Source organism: Nocardia sp. CWNU-33 (assembly GCF_046764895.1).
In the GTDB taxonomy this organism is placed as follows: Bacteria; Actinomycetota; Actinomycetes; order Mycobacteriales; family Mycobacteriaceae; genus Nocardia.
Genome location: NZ_JBKOQN010000034.1, coordinates 1 through 21,331, shown reverse-complemented (window position 1 = coordinate 21,331; position 21,331 = coordinate 1). Strand labels below are relative to the sequence as shown.

Here is a 21,331-nt window from a genome sequence, read left to right as displayed (position 1 = left end):
CGGCGAACCTTCGCCGAAGCAGTCATGCGGCACCCCCGGCATCGATCAGGCCGTCATCGAGCAAGAACAGGCGTCGCGCCTCGGCACGCTGCACCTTGCCGCTGGTGGTCTTGGGAATACTGCGCGGTGGCACCACCCGCACCCCGGCAGGCAGCACTCCGGTCCGCTTGCTCACTGCGACGCGCACCGCCCTGCGCAATGCGTCGTGTTGTGCTGCGTCCGAGCCGGATTCGACAATGAGGTGTAGTTCCTCCGACAGACCCGCGGTATCGGCGTGACCGACGGCCGCGACACCGCCGAGCCGGACACCCGCCACCTCCTGGGCCGCGATCTCGAAATCGGTGGGCAGGTAATTCGCGCCCCGGATGATGATCAAATCCTTGTGTCTGCCGGTGATCCGCAATCGGCCGTCGCGCAGGTACCCGATATCGCCGGTGTCCCACCAGCCATCGCGGGTGGCCGCCGCGGTCGCCTCGGGCAAGCGGAAATAGCCGACCGTGGTCGACGGGCCGCGGAATTGGACGCGTCCGACGATGTCGTCGCCGCACGGGGCCGCATCCGCGTCGACGATTCGCACCTCGGTCCCGTCCACCGGCGCGCCGCAATCCACGATCTGCATCGCATCCGGGTCACCGACCGGAACATCCAGCGCCACACCGCTTCCGGTCAATGCTTCGCGCGACACCGAGTCGAAGGCCACCGGCGTGTGCGGGCGGGCGACGGTGACCGCGAGGGATGCTTCGGCCATGCCATAGCAAGGCACCAATGCGTCCTTCGGCAACCCCCATGCCACGAAGCGGTCCACGAAATGCTGCACGGTCGGCGGGTGAATCGGCTCCGCGCCACAGAACAGGAATCGCCAGCTGGACAGATCCACATCGGCCAGTTCCGCATCCGGCACCCGTGCCGCCGCATAGCCGTAGGCGAAATTCGGTGCGGCAGTGAGGGTTCCGCGATAGTGTCCGACCGTCCGCAGCCAGTCCCCCGGGCTGCGCAGGAATCTGCTCGGCGGCATCAGAACTGCGTCGAAGCCACAGAACATCGGTGTCAGGAAGCCGCCGATGAGTCCCATGTCGTGATGCAGCGGCAGCCAGCCCACCCAGGTGTCGCCGCGGCCCATTGCCGCAGCCGCGGCGATCTGCTCGCAATTGGCAGCCACGTTGCTGTGCGTGATCTGCACCCCCTTCGGCGTGCCCGTCGAACCCGAGGTCGCTTGAATGAACGCCAGATCGCCGGGGGCAGGCAACCGCGGGGGCAGCGCGGGCGCATCCGGTGCGCAGGCCAGTGCGTGCAGCACTGCACCGTCGATCGCGGCCACGGAGTCCGGCATCGGTGCGGCGTTCAGCACTGCCACGCTCGCCACGACCGCCGCCGGTTCCAGATAGCCGAGCAGGCGGGTGAACTTGTCCAGGAAAATGTCTGCCGAGCCGAAGCCACCCGGCGTGGCGACGGCCGTGGGTACCGCACCGAGCAGCAGCGCACCGAAGAACGCGGTGACGAACTCGGGTGAGGTGGGCAGGCACAGCATGACGCGGTCGCCCGGCCCGACGCCTTCGGCAGCCAGACCTGCGGCGACCCGGGACGCCGCCGCCGCAAGTTCGTCGTGCCGCCAGCTCACGTCGCCCGCACCGTCGATGGCGCGCTCCGGGACGAAGACGGTGGCGGGAGCGTCGGCTCCCAGTTCGGCATTGGCCAGTAGCGCGTGCACGATGCTGGGCCGCTGGGGCTCGAGCCCGCCGATCATGACTGGTCCTTCACATAGTGCACGATCTGTTCGATCGTGTTCAACTGTGCCGCAGCATCTTCGGGAATATCGATCCCGAACGCCTGCTCCAGCTGAATCGTCAGTTCGATGGCTGTCGGGGAATCCAAGCCGTAGTCGATCAGTGGTGTGGACGCGTCGAGATCGTCCGCCGAGACCCACAGCACCTCGGCGACGACGGCGCGCACCTGCACCTCGACGTCGGCCGCCGGGATTCCCGCATTGTCGGGAGTCCGTGTGTTCAACCGAGTAACTTCCCTTCCGTCACGCAGGCGCGCACCGACTCCTCGATGTCGACACCGTCGCCGGTGTCGATGCGGTGGAATCCCACTTCGGGAAAGGCCGCGGCGAGGGTGTCGCGCACCCGTAGATATCCGTCACGCAGGGCTGCGAGCCGCTCTGCTGTTTCATGGGCCTCAGTGGGCCCGTCCCCCGAGCGTTCAGCGCACCGCGCCGCGGCCTGCTCGGGCGGAGCGTCCAGCCAGAGCACGGCATCGGGCAGTGTGGTGCGAAAGCGGGCAGCGAAACCGGGCACGGACGCGGTCACGTCCCGTCGCACCAGATCCGCGATTTCCGACAGCAGATCCCAGATATCGGGCGAGCTGCCGAGGCGGGTCGACTCCGACCGCTGCCAGGCCAGGATGTCGGCGAAGGTGCCGGGCCGGTGCCGCTCCAACACAGCGGCGATCTCGTCCTGCCGGTCGTGGCCGTTCCAGTCCGGACGCGCGAGCGCGACGTACAGCGGACCGTAGACGAGCAGTTCGATCAGTGGATGCCGTTCGAACACCAGCACATCCGGCGACCAGGTCTGCACGAAATGCCGTTCGACCGGGCCGAACAGCGTCATCTGCAGGTACATCGCGGTAGCCTTCATCTCCAGACTGGAGATTTCGTCACAGCCGACGCTGAATGCCTTGAGCTGCTCGGACAGCTCGGTCAGCGGCACGTTTCTGGTGTTGTGGAAGTCGGGGCATGTCATCGACGCGAAAGACCCGTCCCCGGCCGGTGCGAGCTCACGCAGGCGGGCCATCACCGAAGACTTGCCCGCGCCGTCGATGCCGACGATGGCGACGCGGCGCGTGGATGTCGCGGTCATCGATCGCCCTCCCGCAGCTGTGCGAGCACGGCCTCGGTGATGTCAGCGGGCGCAGCGGTGCCGTCCAGGCGCACCCAGTCGAACTCCTCCGACAGTGCCTCCAGGGCATCATGGCTGCGTTGCTGGAAGGTGAGGAAGGCTGCCTCGTCGCCGTAGCCGCTTTCGTAGTCACTGCGTAACTGCTTGCGCCCCAGTGCATCCTGCGGGCTGACGGTCAGATAGAAGGTGCGGTCGGGCTCCGGGAAGCCCGCTGCAAGTTGCCGCAGCACCGCGGGGTCACCGCCGTGCGCCACCTCGGTGGCAAAGTACTTGTACCAGTATGCATTCGCCAGCATGATGTCCACGCCGCGCTCGGCGGCCAGATCGAACGACAGCTGCATCGCGTGGAACAGAAAGTGCGCGCGACTCAGCGGCGACAACAACTTCAGGTAGCCGTAGATTTCGGCGGGGCTGCGCCACGGCAGCTTCGAGGAGACCTTCGGATCCAGGAACGCATCCCAGATCGTCACCGCGGCAACGGTCTGTCCCTGTGCCTCGAACTCCGCGGCGATTCGTGCCACCTGCGTGGTCTTGCCCGAGCCGTCGCCACCGGCGATGCAGATCAGGCGTTTGCGTGCGCTCAGTTGCTCATCCCTACTGCGAGTCGGGTGCGCCAGTGGCGCAGTGTCTTTCGGTGCTCCTGTCCCGGCATCCGGCACGATCGTCACGGCTGCGGTCGGCAATACCGTCGCGTCGGCCGTCGGCTGATCGACCGGCACCCTCGCGCGCGGAGCCGCCGTTGCTGTCCGAGGCTGCGCCGCCGTGGATGTCGTGGATTGCGCCGCCGAGCCAGTCCCCGGGGCGGCGGCCGACTCCGTCGAGGCCTCGGGGTCGAGCACGCTGACCACACCCGCGCGGCCGTCCACCCGGATCCGTTGCCCCGACCGAACAACCGAGGTGGCCCCGGCGACATTGAGCACCGCGGGAATGCCGTACTCGCGCCCGATGACCGCCGCGTGCGAGAGCATCCCGCCGACCTCGGTCACCACCGCCGCGACCAGCCCGAGCGCCGGGGTCCAGCCCGGGTCGGTGAACCGGGTGACCAAGATGTCGCCCGCACGCAGCTGGTCGATGTCGGCCAGTGACGTGATCACCCGCGCGGAGCCCTCGGCAATGCCGGGGCTGCAACCGAGTCCGGTCAGGTCGCCGTCACCGATTTCACGGATCGCGCCGACGGTGACGCCGCCGCCGAGTTCGTGCGGCGGCAAGAGATCGCGATATCCGGCGTACACCGCACGGCGGTAAGCGATCTGCGGTGCCAGTGTGGCGACGTCGATGCGTCCGGCGGCGAGATCGGTGAGCTCATGGATGGACAGCTGGAACACGTCGTCTGCCTGCTCGATGGTTGCGGCCGCCGCCAGCCGGACCCCGGACTCGACGACATAGGCGCGCACGATCGCGTAGCACTGGGAGGAGAACTCCCGCATCCGTTCGCGCGCAACGAGGTACCTGCGCATCCGGTCGACCTGCTTGTCCAACGCCTTGGCGTGCTTGAGTCGGGTGAACGGCTTGGCGCGCACTCGCGCGCGCACCGCCGCGAGCTCGTCTTCGTAGCGCCTGCGCTGATCCACCAGCGTCACATCGGGATCCGCAGGCGGGGTGCCGTGTGCGAGCATCGTCGCGATCATCGATCGCACCCGCTCGGGCGCCTCCGACCAGCGTGGGCTGGTGAGGTCGAGTTCCGCGTCGGCGTGGAACCCCTGCTCATCGAGGAACGCGTCGAGTGCTGTGGTCCATTCGGCGCTGTCGAGGCCGTGATCGGTGGCCACCCGATGCAATTCGACGATGCCGCGTTGCAGCTGCATGTGGCTGATATCGGCGAGCCCGCCCATCAGATCGATGACCGAGGTGCTGCCGCCGGACGCGGCGTCGACCTTGTCGAGGAGTTGTTTGAAATCCGTCTGCACGCTGGAGTTGTTGTAGATGGTGGTGAAGTAGGTGCGTTCGGTGGCCGCATGGAAGGTGAGCAGGCAATCGGCCAGGTCCGCGACGAAAGTAGCCTCGTCGGTGTGCGGCAATTCGCGCACCCGATCCCGCCATACCGCGTACTTCGCAGGCCATTCGGCGGCGAATGCGGCGACCTCGTCGAGCTGCGCACGGTAGCTCTGCTGCACGGCAAGCGCGACCGGCAGTGCGCGGGCAATGGTTTTCGGGTTGTTCGGGGTGCGGACTGGCCCCTCGGGCCCATACTCATTGAGCACACCGAGGTCGTCGTCGAAATGCTGTTCGTCGAAGCCAGGGATGCGCCGGAAGCACTTCTTGACCGCGCTGACATTCCAGTAGGCCCGGCCGTAGTACATCGCCATCCAGTCGGGTTCTTCATTCGGGTCCGCCAGCCCCAGGCGCTCGAAGAACTGTTGCATCGAGAACTGGAATGCGTTGTCGTACAAGGAGAACATCATCGGCGTGCAGACCCGCGCCGAGACGCCACCGTCACGCAGGTCGGCGTCGGAGAACTGGTCGATGTCGGTGCGCCAGGAGATGGCAGTGATGGCCCGGGCTTGCAACAGCCACAGCTTTCCCGCGCCATCGATGGCCCATTCGATGTCCTGCGGGCGATGTCGATGCGCCTGCACCGCAAGCATCAGCGCCGCGAGTTCGGCGATGGCGGCCGGCGCCAATTCGACGTCTTCGCCGCCTGCGTCGCGCGCCACCACGTCACCACCGAACAGGCGCAGCGTGTACCTCGTCGGCGTGACGTGCCCGGCGACCAGGCGTTCACCGAGGCCGTTGCAGCATTCGACCACCGCGTGGTCTTCGATACCGGTGAGTGCGTCGATGCTGAAACCGACACCGGCACACCGGGCATCGATCATTCGTTGCACGAGCACCGCCACCGACGCACCGGCCTCGCGGTAGCCGTGCCGGGACAAGTACGCACTGACGCGTTCGTTGTGCACCGACTCACGGCATCGCGTGATATACCCGCGCAGCGTCGCCGCATCGGTGATGTCCAAGAAGGATTCGTACTGGCCGGCGAAGCTCGCATCGTCGAGGTCTTCGAGCACGCCGCTGGAACGCGCGGCGACCGGGAATCCGCCGACTGCCTGCACCCAGCGTTGGAGATCCTCGTCGGCGACCTCGGCGAGGTCGAGATCGGCGGTGACGACGAATCCCGGCGGCACTTCGAATCCGGCGACGATCAGTTCATGCAGTGTGCCTGCCTTGCCGCCGGCCTTCTCGACCGTGAAATCGGCGGCGCCCAGGTACATCGGGCCCGGTAACGGGGTGGAAGCGGGATGGGGCACGGTGGGAGCTCCTGTCGGAAGCAGAACCGGGTGCACGTCGTGGCGGGCGGCGAGGTCGCGGGCGGCGCGCACGCCTGCCGCGGACAGGCCGCCATAGGAGGGACTCGCCGTGTGCGGCTCGAAGCCGAGCAGAATGGTTTCGGCCATACACGCGTAGACGACCCCGCCGGGCAGCCCGGTTTCGGGAAACGGAGGTGTCTGGCCGAGCGGCAGCGCCATACGGCCGCCGGAGACCAGGGTGATGTTCGGACGATGGGACACCGCGGGATCCACGTCGCCGGGGACCGCGAGATCGACCACCAGCACTCGATGGTCGTCGGCCAGCGACTCGGCGGTGACCACAGGCACGGCCGAGTTGGTGGCGGTCAGAACAATGTGGCAGTCGCGCAGCGTGGCCAGGTCCTCACTGACCTCGACCGTTCCCTCCAGCGTTGCGGCGACCCGGTCGAGTCGCTTCGCCGATCCGATGCGCCCGATCAGGGTCACCGAATCTGCCAGTGGGGCAAGAAGTTCGGCCATCACGGCGCCGATGTTGCCGAGTGCGCCCAGGATGCCGACCCGTCGTCGACCCGGCTCCAGCCGGGCGAGCTCCGCGCGTACCACCTCGTAGGCGGATGCTGCGGTGAGCGAGTTCCCCGAGGTCACCGTGACGGTGTCCTCCACCACGTCGCGGGAGGCATCGGTGACGATGGAGGTGTAACCGCCGAGCCCGATCACGGTGGCGCCGAGCTCGATTGCCTGCTCCACCGCTTCGAGCACCAGATCGCGCACCCAGGCCCGGTGCCCGGCCCGCAGGCATTCGATGATCTGCTCGGCCGAGATCGGCACCGCGATCAGGCACACCTCCACCTGGGCGCCGGTCGGCGAGGTGACTATCTGCCTGGTCAGTTCGAACGGATCGGCCACTCCGCGCAAGCGTTCGAACAATGCGGCGAACTGGATGTCCGACCATTCGGCGAGTTCGGGAGCGAACCGTCGCAGGTCGGCGGCCTCGGGCAAGTTGGCAAGAAACACCACCCTGGTCGGTGCGTTCCAGTCCCTCGCGACCTCGTGGGTGCGCCGGACCGAGGGCGATGTCCGTTCGGGCAGCGGCCAATTCGTCGTCACCGAGCTCGACAAATGTGCGAGCAGGGTGGCCAGGTCGCCGCGATGCAACAGTGCCGCCACCTCGTCCAGCGCCGTCGCCAACCGAGTTATCTCGGACTCGGCGAGGAAGGCCGAGGGCTGGATACGCAGGGTGGTCGGTGCGGACAGGGTCGGCAGCATTCGAATGTCGTGGGCGTGCAGCAGGTAGCCCGCGACCACGTACCCGAACATGTCCGGATCGCAGATTTTGCGCAGCAGTGCGGATTCCGGCTCCGGAGGGATGAATTCGATGCCCTGCAGCAGCCCGCGGCCGCGCACTCCTGCGATCGCGCGCGGCCAGCGACTCGCCACCGCATCCAGCCGCGCCCGCAATCGAGCTCCGACGTCGAATATCCGGATCTGGTTGTCGCGCAGCAGGTCCAGGGCAGCATCGGCAACCGCGCACGACAACTCGTCGTCGGCGAAAGTGGACGTGTGATACCTGCCGAAATCACCGATCGACTGTGCGCGATCGACGAGCAGGGCAGAGATCTTCACCAATCCGCCACCGAGCGACTTGGACAGCAGGTAGTAGTCGGCAACCACACCCGAGGGCGCCGACGCCAGGAATGTTCCGGTGCGACCCATCCCCGACTGGATCTCGTCGAAAACCAATGCAGCCGTGTGCAAGTCGGCCAGCGCACGCAGCGCACGCAGCGTCTCGGCCGGCACCTCGTGGACACCGCCCTCGCCCTGGATCGGTTCGGCGAACACCGCCGCGATCGGCGAGATCGACATCCAGGACCGCACGGGGCGACCCACGCTGTCGATGCCGATTCGGCACACCAGCCGCAGTTCGCCGGCGAACGCCGCGGCGACTTCGCGCGGCGACCACGTGTCCAGCCTGCGTCGTTCGGGGCCCGGCACCACCAGATCTGGTGGTGTGTCGGCCTGCTCGGTCAGGGCGAATGCGCCTGCCGTCTTGCCATGGAATGCGCCCGCCAGCGAGACGAAAATCGGTCCGCGACGGCGCATCTCCTCGATCTCGTGCAGCGAGTCGGTGAGCAGCTGGGCCACTGATCGGCGGTCGTCCGCGGCATCGTCAGCCCCTGCGACGACGATCGGGCGCACGTCGTGCAGCCCGTCACGGCGAGCGCGACGCAGGGTGCGACGGAACTCGGTCTCGAGGTCGGTGAGCGAACGGGCATGCGCCACCGCCGCGTGCCTGATGGCCGCTTCCACCGCTTCCGCGCCCGTAGCACCGAAGGTCACCACGTACTCGCGATCGGTGGCCGTGCCGACCGACTCGGACAGTCGGCGGGCCAGCCGGGCCGCGCCGGGGCGGACGCTGCCCTGAGACACGAACGGCGACTGCTGATTCAGCCGCGCTGTCGCCACCCGCACCAGTGCCGGATGGTTGTGCCCGAACAGCGCTGCGCCGAACCCGCCGACCAGATCCAATACCCGGGAACCGTCGGCGCGAATCAACCAATCCCCCTCGGCGCCCGGGTAAATCATATCGAGGTGACAGGCGCGCAGTAGCCGGGCCAGGCCGGGGCGGTTGTGCCGCGCGAAATCATCGAACACTTCGGACACCAAGGGACTGCTCGACGCTGCATCCGATAAGTGCGTATTCGAAGTCACGGCCTAGGCTCCGACTCCCGCGCGGCGGACTGCTGCTTGCCCGATCTTCGCTGACACACAGTCGATCACCACGCGTGCGGTGTGCAGCGTCGAAGCCTCCTCATCGGAGATCTCGATGCCGAAGGCTCGCTCGAGATCGATCACGAGTTCGGCCGAACGGACCGAGTCCAAGCCATAATCCAGCAACGGTGTGTCTATCTCGATCTCGGCCACTTGAAGACCGTGTCGAAATAGTTCACACACGCGCTCGCTTACCATCTGTGTCGCTATCATTTCGCACCTCCCATTGCGCTGGAATCTTCCGCTTCCCCCGTGAGCAGAATGCGGACCGATGGGTTTGCCATCGACTCGCGGTAAAAGTGTTTCCCCTGGGTAGCGCAGGATTCGGCGCCAGCCGAGACTGCGATCACTTGCCCTCCGATATCGGCAATCAAGACTGTTATGTCTCATATCTCGTCAACTTGCACAACCGTTATCGACAACATCGGCGCATGCACCCATCTGTACACCGTCGATTTGCGGCCTGCAATCCGAAAACAGCTGCAGCACAGCCAGCCTGATGGATGAGCAACTATTCGGCTAATCAGATCCTGCGCAGTGCGCGAAACGTGGTGTCACGCCCCGGAAACAAGAGCTGAAGACACCGCGTCTGAGACAACAAATTCTGAGATTCGTTGTCACAGATAAGATTCCAATTCCGCCACGATAGAGTGGAACATGTCCTATTTTTGTAAAGTTCGCTGTTCACGCGAGGTTCACAGGTCGGTCAGCGACACTTCCATACCAACCCATCGGTATTTTTCAATTGAATTGGGCTCTATCATAATTCGAGAAGAATGCGAAGTCGCTTAACAGCCTCTTTACCTCGCCGTCGAGGCCCTACCGCCACGGCAGAACGTCCCGCAAACTTCCGGTCCGACAATCAGGTGTGACGGCTTTCATTACTCGCCAGTAGCCCCCATGACGCCTGTGGCCCTTCACAAGGGCACACCGACCGGCCCCCTCGCTGTCACAGAAGATCGCGAATCGATCCACGCCCCGCTTCGGACAGTTACTGTGAATGCCCTGCACAGCTATTCCGGGGGCAAAGGAGTCGCCAATGTCGGTCGACAGTTCGACCTGGCCGAGTCTGACCTTGGCAGGTCAGCCGATGTCGTCCCCGCTGAAAGATGTCCGGACGCTATCGCGCCAGATGGTCGGTCACTTCGTGGAAAATGTCATCCCCTGCGGCACACTTCCGGTGGATGCCATCTCCGGTGACGTCACCACCATCACCAGGACCTGCCTCGAGCTCGCGGTCAGCATGCTCGACGGACAAGGCATCCCGCAGAAGCTGCAGCGGCTCCAGGACGCCGCCGCCGGATGGGCACGCGAGGGCGTGCCCATCGATACGATCCACCACTCCATCCACGAGGGCTTCCAGATGGGCCTCAACCTGGTGGTCTCCAACGCGTCCATCAAGGATTACGACAATCTGGTCGACGGCGCCCACATGGTGGTGCAAATGCTGGACATGATCACCTCGGCGGTCTCGGTCGCCTATGTCAGGGAACTGCGCGCGGTGGTCAGCGAACACCACACTGCCGTCCACACGCTCACCTCGGCACTATTGGGCGGGCACAGCACCTCGACCATGGCGCGTGAATGCGGGATCGCCATCGCCGAGTCGTATGTCGTTGTCGCGGCGGCGATTCCGGCGCATCGCGACGAAGGCAACCCGGCCCTCGACCGTCAGGTCGTGGCCCGACGCAAACTCCGCCGAGTTCAGGCCGAGCTGGCGACCCGCTGCGGCAACAGCGCGCTGTCGCTGCTCAGCGTCGACGGCGGCACCATTCTCATTCCCTCGGCGACCTTCGACAACGAGGGCCTCGACACCCTGGTCAACCAGCTCTCACACGCCGCGCAGGTCGGCATCACCGCGACACTGGTGCAGGCCACCCCCGAACAGATCTCGAACGCCGCCGACCAGGCCCACGAATTGCTCGACATGGTGCAGCGCTTGCAAGCGGTGCCCGGAATGTACCGATTCGACGAGCTGGCACTCGAATACCAGCTCACCCGCCCCGGTCCGGGACGCGAATACCTCGGCTCACTGCTCGATCCACTCGACGAGCACCCCGAACTACTGGAAACCCTGCAACGCCACATCGGCAACAACCTCAACCGCCAGCGCACCGCCCGAGTCCTGCACGTGCACACCAACACCGTGGACTATCGCCTCAAACGCATCGGCCAACTCACCGGCTTCGACCCCTCTCAACCCTCCGGCCTCTGGTACCTGCGTTCGGCCCTGGTCGCCCGCACCTACCGAACCACCTGACGCCACATCCGAGTGATCACCGGGATCGTCCTCCCGGCGCTCGACAGTGGACGGCTGGTCGGCATCATCGTCCAAGCCGACGTGGCCACCGCGCTGAGCCACGACGAGGCAGGCAGCACGGTCGAGGCGATATCCACCGACTTCGACAGCATCTGAACGTCGCGATGTGGACCGAGTTGCTCCTCGAACGGATTCCGCTCGGCGGGCACCGCCGGCTGCCGGGCAGTCGGTTCAGTCCGGCGGAATGCGGTCTAAGACGCCGGTCAGCACGACGTGGGTCCGGCTGACATGCTGCGGTCTTGAGGCCACCGTCGAGCGGCTTCGCGTCGACCGCCAGCTCGAAGAAGCTCTTACACACGGACCGGATCCGCTCCATCTCGCTGTCGTGTTCGGGCTCGACCCGAGCACCGCGATTCGCTACGCCGCGGCGGCACGGCAGCTGTTGCAGGCAATGCAGGAACATCCGCGCGAAAAGTAGCTCTAAGGGAAGATCGCCATCTCGGCAGGTGGTGGGCGGTATTGAGCTGTGGACGATTTCATGTCGCGGTGAGCGATGAGGGCTATGGCCGGTTCTGTGTGTACTGGCGGGTGGAGCTGGAGCGTTTCTTCTACCTCGATGACGAGGGACCGGCGTCTGATCTCGGCGCGTCGCCGAGACTACAACCGGCACAAGACGACCACCCGAGTCTCAGCCCAAGCCGCTGCCACTTGGACCCGCTACGCCTCGGGACCGCGCCTACGTTCCCCTTCGGGCTGGGCACCGAGAACTCGCGATACCTCTGTATCTGTCAAGCTGCGCCGGCGTGGTGGCTGGATTCGGTTGGCCCGGTGCGTCGTTCGTCCCGAGTCATCGTTCGCCAGCACAAATCTGCTAAGCGGCGTTTGAGACAGCGCTTGGCCTCTTTCGGGGTCTTGCCTTCGGCGATCTTCTTGTCGTAGTAGGCGCGGCCCGTGGTGCCGCGCATCCGGATCTGGATCATCGCGATTGTGTGCAGCGCGGAATTGAGGTCTCGGTCGCCGTAGCGGGACAGACGGTGACGAGTCGAATCGGCACTAGCGATCTCGACCGGTGCGGTGCCGGTGTAGTTCGCGAAGGCAGCTGCGGTCGGGAATCTGCCGACCCGTCCTGTGCGTCCGATGACGCGGGCGGCGAGTACCGGTCCGACGCCGGGTATTTCGCGCAGTGTAGTGCCGTGCTGATCGAGCAGGTCGTTCATCGCCGCGGCGTTCTCGGCCAGCTGTGCGTCGTAACGTTTGATATCGGCGACCAGGTCCTTGGCCAACGACTTCCGGACACGGTGGGTGCCACTGATCGGGCGCAGACCACGGAGAACAGTTGTGGCCTTGGCGGCGGTTAGGCCCGTGGGCACCCCGCCGGGCAGCAGCTCGCGCAGCAGCGCATGTAATTGGTTGACCGAGCGAGTTCTGTTCTCGGACAGGGTTTTCCGCCGCTCATCGAGTAAAGCGAGGGAGTCGGCGTGTGTTTCTGGGCATACCGGCCGCGCGTCACCGTGCATCGCCGCGACGCTGGCCGCCGCTGCGGCATCGATACGGTCGTTCTTGCGGCGGCCACCGCGGGAGAGCTGCCGTACTCGCGCCGTCGCAGCAGGTGCTACGTCGACCACAGTCTCGCTGGTGGCGACCAACCAGTGCGCCAGGTGGTGGCCGAGGCCGTCGGCGTTCTCCACCGCCCAGGTGCGTTCGGGCCATTGCCGCGCCCAGTCCACTAGTTTCCGGTAGCCGGCATGGGTGGCGTCGATGCGGATCGATCCCTGATCGGAATTTGTCGCCGGATCGAGAGCGGTCGCGGTGTGGGTGGATTTGTGTGGGTCGACGCCGATCAGCATCATCAGGTGCGGTTCCTCGCCTCGTCGGGTGGGAGATCCACGGCCGACAGGTCGACTTCCAGAACCTCGTCGCAGCGTGTTGTCGTCATACCTCTGTCGAGTCAGACCGTGAACGGAGACCAGGCGGTGGACATATCGCGAGCAAGTCGGCCACACCGGCGACAGACAGTTGACGAGTCACCCCGCCTGGTCACCTGCGGGACGTTACGGGGTAGCTAACCCCGACCACGAACCGCTGCGTATAGATAAGTCGACAGTTGATTATGCGATCTCACCAATATCGACCCCCTTGCAGACTTCCATCGAAGCTGCTCCGGCATTCTGGTGTGCAGTACCACAGTCGAAACCACAGAGCCGAAAGATCTGGGGCGCGTATAGTTTCGTCGCCTGCGGGTCCGTCGAGCGACCTCCATGTGCGGCTATTTGACCGCCCCCTCCACAAGCCCGGAGATGAACTGCTTCTGCGTCAAGAGAAATACGACGAAGATCGGGGTCGTCGCCATGGTCAGGGCCGCAAACAACTGCGGATAGTTTGTCTGTCCCATCTGCTGGCTGAAGTTCAGTAGTCCGACCGGGATTGTTCGGACGCTGTCGGACTGGGTCAGCGTGAGGGCGAGAATGAATTCGTTCCACGTGTTCAAGAACGTGAGGATGACAATCGTGGCTATCGCGGGGCGTGACAAAGGCAGGCATATCCATACGAATACCTGTCCTAGGTTGCAGCCATCCAACCGTGCGGCCTCGTCGAGTTCGGCTGGAAGGCCCTGAAAAAACGAAGTCGCGAACACCACAGAAAAGGGAAGCGCACCGGCAGAATACGGGAGGATGAGTCCCCAATAAGTGTTGATGATGCCGAGGTTCGCTTCGAGCTCGTACATGGGGATGATGAGCAGTTGCAGTGGCATGAACAGGGTGATGATGAACAACCCGAAGATCACTTTGCCCCCGATGAACCGGGTCCTCGCCAAGGCGAAGGAAAGAGGAAGCGAGAGAACGAGGACCAGGAGCACGCTGAACCCGGTCACGATCACGCTGTTCAGCAGATAGCGGCCGATGTTGCCGACCGACCATGCATCGAAGAAGTTCTGGAAGTCCCAGTTGGAGGGCAGGCCCCAAAGGTTCGAGAAGAAGGTGCTCTGCGTTTTGAACGCGCCGAGTACCATCCAGACCAGCGGATAGACGAATAGGGCGCACAACAGGATCAGCGCGACTGCCCTGGGCATTCCGAATACAAATCTGCGCTTACGACGGGTTTTCCGCGCCGGTTCATTCGCAGCGGTCGCCAAGCCCGCGGCGGGAACGGCGACACCGGTGTCGACCATCAATTCGGCCCCTTTCATGCGTTGTAATCCGAACGAAGCAGCCGGATCTGGATGAGGGTGACGACGGCCACGACTACGAACGAGACTGAAGCAAGGGCGGAGGCGAACCCGTACTGCTGCACGTCGAATGCCTGTCGATACATGAATGTCATGACGGTGTCGGTGGATCCGTCTGGACCGCCCTTCGTCATGACGTAAACGAGATCAAAGACATTGAAGCCGCCCGCGATTGCGATGATGAGGTTCAAACCGATCATCGTGCGCATGGACGGCACCGTCACGTGGAAGAACAAGGCGATTCGCCCCGCACCATCGACCTTGGCTGCTTCGTAGAGTTCGGGTCGCACGGCCTGAAGGCCGGCGACGAACAGGATGACGTGATAGCCCAGCCACTTCCACACGTCGACGGCCATTACCGAGCACAGAGCCAAGCCGGGCTGTCCGAGCCACGGCGTGGTGTGCGGCAAGCCGAGCGCGCCGAGCGTTCCGTTGAGAAGGCCCTGGTTTGGGTCGAGAATGAAGGTCCACAGTACACCGACGGCCACGAACGACATCAGTACCGGTATGAAGATGACAGAGCGGAATAGGGCCACACCACGAGCACGTCGGGCAACGAGCAACGCGATGAGGAACGCGAGCACGACCTTGGCGACGCCCGTTCCGATCGCATAGATCGCCGTGTGCTCGAGCGTCTGGTATGTCTGCGATGATGTGAAGATTTGTTCGTAGTTCTGGACGCCAGCGAATACCTTGGGACCGAGGCCATCCCAGGAGAACAGGCTGTTCGCGAAGGCGTTGACCAACGGCCACAACATGAAGATCGCGAAGAGCGTGAGCCCTGGCAGCACCATGATCAGCGCCCAGGGGTCGAAGCGGAACCGGCGGGACCGCCGCCGTGGTACGTGCACAGCTTGCGTCTGCGCTGCCATCGGTTCTTCCTGAGGTTGTCGGTGTCTGGGGTTGGTGCCGACCAGTGAGGGTCGGAGCGGTATCGACCTCGGCAAGGCGTCGCATCACGTGTGTACGGTCGACGAGAACGGCAAAAGGTGTGCCCGGCGCAGAAGGTCGGCAACCATCAGCGGTCGATCGAGGCGGTCGTGGAGCGGGCACGCGGCGACGGCGCGGAGGCCGTACAGACCGTTTTGAGACGACTGCGCGGACTCGCGCAGCAGTGCATCAATTGAATTTCCATCCGCCTGACTTGGCTTGGGTGAATGCGTTCTGCACGTCTTGCGACGCCTGCTGCGGTGTTCTCGATCCGGAGACCACACCGACCATGTTGTTCTGGTAGGCGGCGGTCACCTGCTTGGGCCAGTACCAGTCGAGGTAGGTGCTCGCGGTCGGGACAACGTCGTTCATGAGCTGGGTCTGCAACGTTGTGGATGCCGGCGGCTTGACGGATTTCACTGTCGGCAGGCAGATGGCCTCGCCTCCGGACAGGAGCTGCCTGTCGACAGCGGCCGAAGCCATGTACGTCACCAACTTGTCGGCGAGAGTCTTACGGATCGGGTTGATCTTCCCGTATCTGGCGGCGACGACACCGGCTCCGCCGAATCCTGTCGACGTCACGCCGGGCACGAAATTCGGGAACGGGAACGCCTTGACATCCATCGACGGCGCCTGCTGCACGATGGTCGATATGTCCCAGGAACCGCCGAAGAACATCGCCGCCTTGCCCTGAGTGAACAGTGAGACCGCAGCCGGCTCCTGCAGACCCTGCCACCCGTTGGCGAAGACATCACCGGCACCGAGCCTGGCCATCTGGGCCAGGGCCTGGGTGTACTCCGTCGAATCAAACGCGGGACTGCCGGTTTGCAACGTGTTGAACGTCGTCTCCGTCGAGGTGTTCTTCGTGGTCTGCTGAAGCATCTGCATCATCCACATCGGCCAAAGGTATGTCTGGCCGCCCGGCACGCTGACCGGTGCCACCCCAGTGCCCTGCAGTTTTTTCGCGTCGGCGATGAGGTCGTCGATCGTCTTCGGCACTGTGAGTCCGTACTTGTCGAAGATCGCCTGGTTGTAGACGAACGCCGTCACGTTCACACCACCGACCCCGACCGCGTAGAGGTTCTCGTTGATGGTGAAAGGCTCGTAAGCCGCCGGAATCAGGTCACTGGTGTCGACGTCACCTCTGAGAGAGCCCACGAGCCCGCGGCTCTGCAGGTAGCGGATGTCCTGCCCGTTGGCGAGCAGGACATCGATTTGGCTCTTGCTGTTGACGGCGGGGGTGAACTGCTGGATGAAGCTCGAGCTCGGATAGCTGACGACAGAGATCGAGACGCCGTTCTCCTTGCCGAACTCGTCGAGGACCTTCTGGTAGTTCGGGTTCCCCGGATCTGTGCTGTAGACGACGAGGTGCTTGGCGTCGCCGTCCGACGAGGAACATGCTGCGACACCGATAAGCGCTGCGACGCTTGCGACAAGCGCGACCACCGCATGGAACCTGGATTTGGCCATTTCTAACTCCAGCATCGGGGTAGTGGACCTGTTCGATAGCCCATCTGGCAAACGTTTGCCGAGATGTGTGCCCTATCCCAACACAGCTTGCGGAAGACGGCATGTCCATCCTTGGGAACACGGCGGGTCAGCCGGTAACCGTGCGCAACCTGCTGGAGTCGCGGATGACGAGCTCGGGCTCGAGGACTGCGTGCAGTGGATCGTCGTCGCCACGGACGCCAGCCATGAGGTCTGGCACGGCGATCTCGGCCATGTCGTCGACCGGCTGCCGTACGGAGGTGAGCCCGCTCGCCTGGGCGATAAGCGTGTCGTCGAAGCCTGAGATCAAGATGTCGCGAGGCACGGACAGGCCCTGCGCCGTGAACTCCTGAAGTGCGCCCAGGGCGATGAGATCGTTCGCGCAGATCACGCCGTTCACTTCCGGCCAGAGGCGCCGTACTTTGTGGGCAGCGTCGCGGCCCCACTCGACAGTGAAATCTCCGACCAGGATTCGTCCTGCCGCGGCGGGATCCTTGTCGGGCGCGATCTGCAGAAACGCCTCCTGACGTTCCCATGAGGTGGCGACGGAGGGATCGGAGCCGAGGAACGCCAGATGGATGCGGTTCTGGGCCACCATATGATCGACGAGGAGTTCAATCGCTGCACGTTGATCCATGCGCACGTACGCCTTCTGCTCATCGACGACGCGGTCGAGTTGGATCACCGGAACTGTCTGCGCCGCCATGTCGATCGTTGCTTTGCTCAGAAATCGGTGGCTCGCCGAGATCAACAGTGCGTCGATCCGTTTGTCGAGCAGAAGTCGCACACTTTCGGCCTCGAGGTCGGCGCTGTTCCGCGAGTCGACCAAGAGAAGACCGAAGCCGGCGCCACGCGACCGTTCCACGACAGCCTGCACGAGCGACGGGAAGAACGGATTGGTGATGTCGGGGACCACGAGGCCGAGGGTTCCGGTCTCCTGCCGTCTGAGGGACCGGCCGACAGCATCCGGACGGTACCCGAGCAGCAGCGCGGCCTCCTTCACACGCGCGGCCACATCGGGGTTCACACGACGGGCGCCCGTCAGGGCTCGCGACACCGAGGACGTGGACAGGCCAGCGACCCGCGCCACGTCGTGGATCGTCACCCTACGTTGCAGCGTCATGACACTACCTTTCTGTCGCCCGGGCATTGTCACGAGCGCTTCGGTAATACTACTGTGCCGAAGCACATGGGAAAACGTTTGCCCGATGCAACCAGGCCGCGAAGGAGCCACCGTGGAACCCGAACGTCGCTCTCCTGCGGGCACGGTCGTCGCAGTCACCACCAACCAGTTCCGGAGTCAGCTGCGCGACCGCTCGAGGACTCGTGCGATGCGCAAAAGCTGGCGTCACCGCGGGCCGCGCGATCGTCTCGCCAGTCGCTGTGGTCCGCGGCGGAAGCCAGTTGCGCGGATGGCTGCTCGGCAACATCTTGGCGACCATCGGCGTGGTCGTGCAGGATGGGAAAGAAAGATATGAGCGGCGATATCCGCTGGCTGGAGAGCGACTCGACGAGGGTGGGAATAGCCGCGGACACTGGGGCGCTGGTGGCCTACGTCGATGTCGGCTCAGGGTGGAGCGTGGTCGGACGGGAGCCGCTCGGTATCTCGTTCCGCCTGCTCCTACCGCTCGAAGGACGACGAAACAACTCCGTGTTCGGCGTCCACCAACGACCGCCGTCTATCGAGGCGGATGGAACGTCGATCGAGCTGCGCTGGAACGGCGTGCGGTCGCAGTTCGGCGGAGAGCACGACATCCGGATCGTGCAGCGATACCGTCTTGATGGCCGTCGGCTCACGGTCGAGACAAACGTCGACAACAGATCGGACCTGATCGTCGAGAACGTCTACTCTCCCTATATCGGTGACCTCCGGCCCGCGCCGGGTGACACCCGGCTCGAATCGATCGGTCATGACTACGGCGCCGGGAGCCGACAGCGGCTGTGGCCCACCTATGAGAACAACGTCGGCTATTTCGGAGTCGATGTGCCCACTCAGCTGTCGGAAGGCAACTACGGAACGCCAGCCGCGCCGTACCGACTCATCCAAGGAGATGCTCACGGTCTGTACCTGGGTGTGGCGAACAGCAGCACCGAGCTCGTCGCCTGGCATTCCGAGCTTTGGCCCGGCTACGGTGACTCGCTCGAGGCGACTGTGCCCGAAACCGACGAGATCGACGGTCATCCCGTGACGATCACCTACGCGGCAGTGCATCTGCCGTTCATCCGTCCGGGAGAATCGCGCAACCTGACACCACTGTTCCTGGAGGTCTACGACGGCGACTGGCACGTGGGAGCCGATATCTACAGGAAATGGCGAGACACCTGGTTCCGACGTGCGCCCGCGCCCGAATGGGCGCGGGAGCCGCACTCCTGGCTGCAGATTCAGATCAATTCACCCGAGGACGAACTACGCCTGCCGTTCGAGCGGCTCGTCGAGGTGGGGCGTGAATGCGCCGCAGCCGGTGTGGCCGCGATCCAGCTCGTGGGGTGGAACGACGGCGGCCAGGATCGCAACAACCCGTCGCATCAACCGGAGCCTCGGCTCGGCGGTTTCGACGCCCTCGCGGCCGCGATCGCCGAGGTACAGGCGCTCGGTGTAAAGGTCATCCTGTTCGCCAAGTTCAATTGGGCAGACCGGTCGACGGCCGCATTCCGTGAGCACTTCATCGACCACGCCGTCAAGGATCCGTACGGCGACTATTACATGCACCCCGGATACAGATACGAGACGGTCACGCAGCTACTTGATATCAACACGCGACGCCTGGTTCCGATGTGCTTCCTCTACGAGACCTATCTCGAGGAGTGCGCGCGACAATTCCAGATCATCGTCGACTTGGGCGCTGACGGAATGCTTTTCGACGAGTGCCAGCACCACTCGCCGACACTGCTCTGCTTCGATGAAGAGCACGGTCATCGCTACGGTGCGCCGACATACGCGAACGATCGTGAGCTGATTCATCGCCTCGACACCCAAGCGCCAGAGGATTTCCTCTACGCGGGCGAAGGGATCTACGACTGGCAGTTCGATGCGTACACGGTCTCCTATCACCGCAGCGAAGACCGACACCATCTCCCGCTACATCGCTACACCCAGCCGCACGCGCAGTTCATGACCGCTGTCACCGGCTTCAACGACCGCAACATGATCGCTCAATGCCTGCTGTACCGCTACATCGTGAGCTATGAGCCGTTCAACTTCAAGGGGCGGCTACCCGACTTCCCGAGCACCGTGGCGTACGGCGGTCGAATGGATGCTTTGCGTCGAGAAACGCGGGCCTGGACGTGGGACGGCCGCTTCACCGACACCGTCGGAGCAAGTGTCACGCACGCGAACGGGCGAGCGCACCACCCGTACACGGTCTTCGAGGCCGAGGACGGCAGCCACGCGGTTGCCGTCGCGAACTACGACCCCAGCCCGACTTCTGTCACTATCCGCGTCGACGGATACGACGGGCTGCTCTTCGCCAAGGCAGTCGACACCGACGAATGGCTCGAACTCAGCGGTGGACGGTTGAATCTCGGTCCTCGCTCCGCCGCGGTCGTTCTGCCGCGGGTACCGTAATGATCAGCACGGGTGCCGTAACGATCAGCACGAAATGTCTGCCGTCGGTGACCAGCCGTTCCAGGGTCGTGACACCCGGCAGCAGAGCATTGCGTTCCCGCAGCCGGCCCACCGCGCCCGCGAGCAGGACCTTCGGGCCGTCGCCGGTCATCCACGCCTGATCAGCGATCCACTCCAGCAGCTCGGTCTCGACCTGCGCGAACGAGATCAGCCCCTCCCTGCGCTGGATCTCCCAAGCGTGTTCGAACCTGGTCTTCTCCCGGTCGATGTAGGACTTCACGCACGACGGATCCGCGATCTCCAACTGCTCGGCCAGGTACTCGCCAGCTCGCCAGGAACATCGAGCGGATCAGGCAGGAACATCCCCAAGTACCGAACAGTGACCAGCTGGAGCGCGAATCCCAGGCGATTCGAATCACGCCGGCGGCCCGCGATCAGCTCCCGATCCTTTGTTGTCGAGATAAAAGAACCGCTCCAGCTCGACCCTCGACAGCACACCGAACTGGCCGTACCCGGCCCCGCCCTCATCACCCACAAAACCGACATGCAACCACCACACGCCCGCCAGCACCCGCCGATCCAGCGAATTAACCTCCACAGCAAAGCGTTTCGGTCGACAGCACCCGCTAGCGCCAGTTTCCGTTCAACTGGACCCCTCATGCCGCTCCTGAGTCGGGCTGAACCCGAGGGGCAATTTCGCCGATAGGCTGAATCGCCCCTTGGGTTCGCGACCAACCGCCTTCAGTAATCCTGAACCCGCGGAACTCGTGGACGGTGAGCAGCATGTGGTCGAATGCGGTCTGCTCCTAGGGCTGAACGGGCGGTGTGTCACCTGATCCCTTCGGCCTGCGCGACGGATATCGGCTCGTGATCGACCGCCGTGAAGACATCGATGGACATGTCCTCGTCCCGGTAGTGCGCCAGCGTCGACAAGCCGCGAGTAGTGCA

The 21,331-nt window shown here is 64.3% G+C and carries 16 protein-coding genes; 4 read left to right on the top strand and 12 right to left on the bottom strand.

Going from position 1 to position 21,331, the window contains the following annotated elements; translation table 11 throughout:
- Nucleotides 1-22: 22 nt before the first annotated feature.
- The 5 genes from ACLMAL_RS31930 to ACLMAL_RS31910 are packed head-to-tail and all read right to left on the bottom strand — an operon-like array spanning nt 23 to nt 9,112.
- Nucleotides 23-1,744 (bottom strand): fatty acyl-AMP ligase, encoded by a 1,722-nt coding sequence (locus ACLMAL_RS31930; protein WP_412002464.1) that lies wholly within the window; start codon nt 1,742-1,744, stop codon nt 23-25.
- Entirely contained in the window at nt 1,741-2,007 is a 267-nt protein-coding gene (locus ACLMAL_RS31925) for an acyl carrier protein (RefSeq protein ID WP_412002463.1), read from the bottom strand. The genes ACLMAL_RS31930 and ACLMAL_RS31925 overlap by 4 nt, the downstream gene beginning before the upstream one ends.
- Entirely contained in the window at nt 2,004-2,858 is an 855-nt protein-coding gene (locus tag ACLMAL_RS31920) for a hypothetical protein (RefSeq protein ID WP_412002462.1), read from the bottom strand. The genes ACLMAL_RS31925 and ACLMAL_RS31920 overlap by 4 nt, the downstream gene beginning before the upstream one ends.
- Nucleotides 2,855-8,806, bottom strand: a complete 5,952-nt coding sequence (locus ACLMAL_RS31915) for an aminotransferase class III-fold pyridoxal phosphate-dependent enzyme (protein ID WP_412002461.1) — start codon at nt 8,804-8,806, stop codon at nt 2,855-2,857. Before ACLMAL_RS31915 ends, ACLMAL_RS31920 begins: the two co-directional genes overlap by 4 nt.
- Nucleotides 8,807-8,857: 51 nt before the next feature.
- Complete coding sequence (locus tag ACLMAL_RS31910) at nt 8,858-9,112, bottom strand: acyl carrier protein (RefSeq protein WP_412002460.1); 255 nt, start codon at nt 9,110-9,112, stop codon at nt 8,858-8,860.
- An 841-nt stretch (nt 9,113-9,953) separates the two neighbouring features.
- Here ACLMAL_RS31910 and ACLMAL_RS31905 point away from each other — a divergent pair.
- The 3 genes from ACLMAL_RS31905 (at nt 9,954) to ACLMAL_RS31895 (ending at nt 11,652) form a co-directional block, all read left to right on the top strand.
- Complete coding sequence (locus ACLMAL_RS31905; RefSeq protein ID WP_412002459.1) at nt 9,954-11,174, top strand: PucR family transcriptional regulator; 1,221 nt, start codon at nt 9,954-9,956, stop codon at nt 11,172-11,174.
- A gap of 12 nt (nt 11,175-11,186) precedes the next feature.
- Entirely contained in the window at nt 11,187-11,330 is a 144-nt protein-coding gene (locus tag ACLMAL_RS31900; RefSeq protein ID WP_412002458.1) for a hypothetical protein, read from the top strand.
- A gap of 88 nt (nt 11,331-11,418) precedes the next feature.
- Nucleotides 11,419-11,652, top strand: coding sequence for a hypothetical protein (locus ACLMAL_RS31895; protein WP_412002457.1), 234 nt, complete (start codon nt 11,419-11,421; stop codon nt 11,650-11,652).
- 310 nt (nt 11,653-11,962) lie between these two features.
- Here the strand turns inward: ACLMAL_RS31895 and ACLMAL_RS31890 are convergent, their stop codons facing one another.
- From ACLMAL_RS31890 to ACLMAL_RS31870, 5 genes are all read right to left on the bottom strand, one after another.
- On the bottom strand, nt 11,963-13,024 hold the full coding sequence (locus ACLMAL_RS31890; RefSeq protein WP_412002456.1) for an IS110 family transposase: 1,062 nt from the start codon (nt 13,022-13,024) through the stop codon (nt 11,963-11,965).
- A gap of 416 nt (nt 13,025-13,440) precedes the next feature.
- Nucleotides 13,441-14,361, bottom strand: a complete 921-nt coding sequence (locus ACLMAL_RS31885; protein WP_412002455.1) for a carbohydrate ABC transporter permease — start codon at nt 14,359-14,361, stop codon at nt 13,441-13,443.
- Nucleotides 14,358-15,272, bottom strand: a complete 915-nt coding sequence (locus tag ACLMAL_RS31880; protein ID WP_412002454.1) for a carbohydrate ABC transporter permease — start codon at nt 15,270-15,272, stop codon at nt 14,358-14,360. Before ACLMAL_RS31880 ends, ACLMAL_RS31885 begins: the two co-directional genes overlap by 4 nt.
- 247 nt (nt 15,273-15,519) lie before the next feature.
- Nucleotides 15,520-16,800 (bottom strand): ABC transporter substrate-binding protein, encoded by a 1,281-nt coding sequence (locus ACLMAL_RS31875; protein WP_412002453.1) that lies wholly within the window; start codon nt 16,798-16,800, stop codon nt 15,520-15,522.
- 127 nt (nt 16,801-16,927) lie between these two features.
- On the bottom strand, nt 16,928-17,941 hold the full coding sequence (locus tag ACLMAL_RS31870) for a LacI family DNA-binding transcriptional regulator (protein ID WP_412002518.1): 1,014 nt from the start codon (nt 17,939-17,941) through the stop codon (nt 16,928-16,930).
- 336 nt (nt 17,942-18,277) lie between these two features.
- On the opposite strand from ACLMAL_RS31870, the gene ACLMAL_RS31865 reads away from it, so the two are divergent.
- Nucleotides 18,278-20,383 (top strand): DUF6259 domain-containing protein, encoded by a 2,106-nt coding sequence (locus ACLMAL_RS31865; protein ID WP_412002452.1) that lies wholly within the window; start codon nt 18,278-18,280, stop codon nt 20,381-20,383.
- Here ACLMAL_RS31865 and ACLMAL_RS31860 read toward each other — a convergent pair.
- Together ACLMAL_RS31860 and ACLMAL_RS31855 are read right to left on the bottom strand one after the other, a co-directional pair.
- Complete coding sequence (locus tag ACLMAL_RS31860; protein ID WP_412002517.1) at nt 20,319-20,699, bottom strand: DUF4158 domain-containing protein; 381 nt, start codon at nt 20,697-20,699, stop codon at nt 20,319-20,321. The two genes, ACLMAL_RS31865 and ACLMAL_RS31860, sit on opposite strands and share 65 nt — an antisense overlap.
- The gene (locus tag ACLMAL_RS31855) at nt 20,660-20,911 is read right to left on the bottom strand and encodes a DUF4158 domain-containing protein (RefSeq protein WP_412002516.1); all 252 of its coding nucleotides are present in this window, start codon (nt 20,909-20,911) and stop codon (nt 20,660-20,662) included. Before ACLMAL_RS31855 ends, ACLMAL_RS31860 begins: the two co-directional genes overlap by 40 nt.
- Nucleotides 20,912-21,331: the final 420 nt, after the last annotated feature.